This window comes from Nitrosomonas sp. (assembly GCF_024282095.1).
Taxonomy (GTDB): Bacteria; Pseudomonadota; Gammaproteobacteria; order Burkholderiales; family Nitrosomonadaceae; genus Nitrosomonas.
In genome coordinates, this window is sequence record NZ_JAMWZS010000073.1 from 1 (window position 1) to 3630 (window position 3630).

At 47.6% G+C, this 3630-nt stretch carries 3 protein-coding genes; 1 reads left to right on the top strand and 2 read right to left on the bottom strand.

The window, feature by feature from the left end; translation table 11 throughout:
• The coding region (locus Q0K92_RS12855) for a lytic murein transglycosylase (protein ID WP_297326193.1) at positions 1–908 on the top strand (908 nt) is incomplete at its 5' end.
• On the opposite strand, the gene Q0K92_RS12860 is transcribed toward Q0K92_RS12855, so the two are convergent.
• Entirely contained in the window at positions 897–1886 is a 990-nt protein-coding gene (locus Q0K92_RS12860; RefSeq protein ID WP_297326194.1) for a malate dehydrogenase, read from the bottom strand. The genes Q0K92_RS12855 and Q0K92_RS12860 overlap by 12 nt on opposite strands.
• Positions 1887–2281: 395 nt before the next feature.
• Positions 2282–3391 (bottom strand): lytic transglycosylase domain-containing protein, encoded by a 1110-nt coding sequence (locus Q0K92_RS12865; protein WP_297326195.1) that lies wholly within the window; start codon positions 3389–3391, stop codon positions 2282–2284.
• Positions 3392–3630: the final 239 nt, after the last annotated feature.

Genomic DNA, 3630 nt, shown 5'->3' on the forward strand with positions numbered 1-3630 from the left:
TGAATCAGATTCAACAGGAAAGCGGTATTCCGGCACAATATCTGGTTTCATTCTGGGGATTGGAAACCAGCTACGGTGGATATTTTGGCGATTGGTCCGTAACCGACTCATTAGCCACACTGGCCTGTGATCCACGCCGCAGTAGTTTCTTCACACAAGAATTGCTCAATGCGCTGCGCATTGTTGATGCCGGTGACATCTCCGCTGAACGTATGATTGGTTCATGGGCAGGTGCCATGGGGCACATGCAATTCATGCCGTCCACTTTCTTGCGTTATGCCAAGGACATGGATGGGGACGGGCGTCGCGATTTATGGGGCAGTATTCCGGATGCTTTGGGATCCGCCGCAAACTTTTTGCGGCAATTGGGTTGGGTCCCTGGGTTAGACTGGGGACAGGAAGTTCGGCTACCGCCATCTTTTGATTACTCGCTAGCCGGGCGAGACCAGATGTTAAGTCTGATCGAGTGGGCAAAACTCGGTGTTGCTACTGCTTCTGGTGCGGCATTAACACCAACGGAACAAAGAGCTGCATTGCTTGTTCCTGGTGGTCATCAAGGCCCTGCTTTTCTGGTTAGCAAGAATTTTTATATTATCATGCGCTGGAATCGATCTGAATTTTATGCGCTGTCAGTTGGACATCTGGCAGATCGTATTGCGGGCGCGCCTGCATTACAGCGCCTGCCACCGGTTGATACGGTAAAAATAACGCGTGAACAGGTACGACAACTGCAGATGGATTTGTCAGCACTGGGTATCGATGCGGGTGAGGCGGATGGCGTAATGGGTTCAGCGACGCGGCAGGCAATCAGCCGTTTTCAACAGAACACGCAACGCATTGCCGATGGTCATTTGGATGCCGCATTGCTAATAGCAATTCGTGAAGCAGTGAGTACCTTATCTCGTTAGTAGATGTTTAATGGCTTCTTGCTCAGTCAGTAATTCCTGATAGCTTTTTTGCATTCTTTCCTTATCCAGTTCACTGATTTCCAGCCCTTGGACAATTTGATACTGGCCGTTCTGGCAAGTCGCAGGGAAGCTATAAATGACTCCGCTAGGAATACCATAGCAACCATTGGAAGGCACGCCCATCGAAACCCAATTACCTTCCCCGGTACCAAAGACCCAATCCTGCATATGATTGATAATGGCATTAGCCGCGCTGGCCGCACTCGATTTGCCCCGACGCGCCTCGATAATGGCTGCGCCGCGTTTTTGCACAGTCGGGATAAAGTGATTTTCTACCCATCCGGAATCTGTTAACAACGAGATTACTTGGGTATTACCGACGGTTGCGTGGCTTAAATCCGGAAATTGCGTATTGGAGTGATTGCCCCACACGATCATTCTCTTGATCTCCGACACCGGCACCCGCAGTTTTAGTGCAACCTGAGATAAGGCGCGGTTATGATCCAAGCGCAACATCGCGGAGAAATTGCTGGGATCAAGATCGGGAGCATTTCTCATGGTAATGTATGCGTTGGTGTTGGCAGGATTGCCGACGACCAGCACCTTGACATTACGTTTTGCAGCGACATTCAACGCTCTGCCTTGTTCAATGAAAATAGGGCTATTGGCTGCGAGGAGGTCTTTGCGTTCCATATTTTCCCCGCGCGGACGCGCGCCGATCAGCAAAGCAATATCTACATTATTGAATGCAACTTCTGGATTATCGGTAGTGATAATTTCAGTTAATAACGGAAAAGCGCAGTCATACAACTCCATGACGATGGCATCGAAAAAAGGCTGCGCTTCAGTAACATCGTGCAACTGAAGAATAATCGGTTGATCGTTGCCGAACATGTCGCCTGCTGCAATGCGGTACAGCAGGTTATAACAAATCTGTCCCGTTGCACCGGTAACAGCAATACGAATAGGCGGTTTCATTTCTTCCAATCCTCGAAAAGCCACCAATAGGCTGAGAAAATTGGCGGTATATGGGGAAAAGTGATCGAATTATACTTGCAATCAGAGTCCCGCGGAAGTGTAAGTTTGTTTGAGAAGTAAAAAATCACGATAGGGTATTGATTGCATATTAGAATACAAGAGAGAATTTTGGAAAACCGGATCAGATTTGCGAAGGCGCGGTTTTGATAAAGCGGACTTTCCGGGGTATTGGGTTTCGGGAAATTATCGCGCTGTACGACTTATTGTTACGCATTCATCCGTCGATAGCTGCGCATTCGCGATGTCAATTCTGAAAAAATTCGACGGGCTGCTCTGGGCGGATGTGTTTGAACGTGTGATTCCTCGCACTTTTGGTGTGGCGATGTGCAAGTTTATTACAAACCGGTATAGAGTCCTGGTATGCCGATACGCTGTATACGGATAGCGTTGTTTCCTTCTTCGTACGCAAGCAATTTACCTTCTTCCTGCCACAGACGAAATGCCAGAGAGTAGGATAATACGCGTATCGGATAGTCGCGAGGCAGTGTTTGCAAATACGGCTGGATAGTTGTGAAATCAGTGGCGCCATATTGCTGCATGATGAAACGCAGGCCTCCGTTGGCTGGGCCGATGTTGTAGGCTAGTAAAGCCAAAAAGAGATCATCTTTCATTTCAGCTAAGTAGTGTTTAAATGTGGCTGCACCGACAAAAGCATTGTGCCGGGGATTCTCCAGGGAGATTTTTTCAGTACCCAATTTTTGTTGTGCCTGCGTCATGACTATTTTGGGGACTCGGGTGATTTGGAATAGGCCACGCCCACCATCACTGCTGTCTCTCGGTATAAAAGACGATTCTGTTGCCGCGATACCTTGTAACAGATGGGCATTAACATCGAAAGCCTTGGCTGCATCTCTGATCGCATGTTGGTATTCCTGGGACCGGTCAAGCATTTTCTGCAGTTGTGCTGAGTTATGCTTGCGATAAGCCGCATAGACTTGATGCGCAATTGTCATCCGGCCTGCTTCTTCCTTGCCGCCAACCAGTGTGCGGAAATTTCCGTAAGCCAGAGTAAATTGATCGTGGGTCACAAACCAGGCGATTAGAAAAACAAATGATAAGGATAGAATCAAAGGTAAGAATTCAGAATGGAGTTGCAATTTTTTCCTGAGTTTCCACCAACCGATGAGAAAAGCAGAAGCGACTACTATTAATATCAATACGCCAGCAGCGAACGGCAGCAAACTACCGAAAAAACTGGTACCCGAAAACCGGTTTGCAGAATAACCCAACAGCATGATGATCACCAAGATTGCAGTAGCGCCCAAACCGAGGATTTCTATGCTTGTCAGCAATAATTTCTGTTTAAGCCTGCTGGGCTGATTTCTTTTCAGCCGTTTCAGGGGCTTACTTTTACCAGTGCGTACTGACGGATTGTGGCTGCGCTTGCGTTTGGGTTTTGTATTGTTGCCGGGTTCAGGATTGCTGAGATTGGCTGATTTATCCATTGGAATACAGAATTCATGTGATTCAGCAGATTGTAAGAGCTAACCGGACTGCTTGCAGTAAAAATATCTGACTAAATGGTGAGACAGTAACAAGATGGTGCTATCTGGCCAGCATTACAATTATGGTTGGAAGGGGTTAAGCTGAATAACGTATTGACTGAGCTTAGTAAGCATTATCTTTTTGCACGACGATCCAGACGGTACGCAGGATGATCCAGAGGTCGAGCCAAATGGACCAG

Bases quoted from the DNA above. Each gene is read 5' to 3' on its own strand.
- Q0K92_RS12865 (WP_297326195.1), bottom strand. From the start codon at position 3,391: ATGGATAAATCAGCCAATCTCAGCAATCCTGAACCCGGCAACAATACA.
- Q0K92_RS12860 (WP_297326194.1), bottom strand. From the start codon at position 1,886: ATGAAACCGCCTATTCGTATTGCTGTTACCGGTGCAACGGGACAGATT.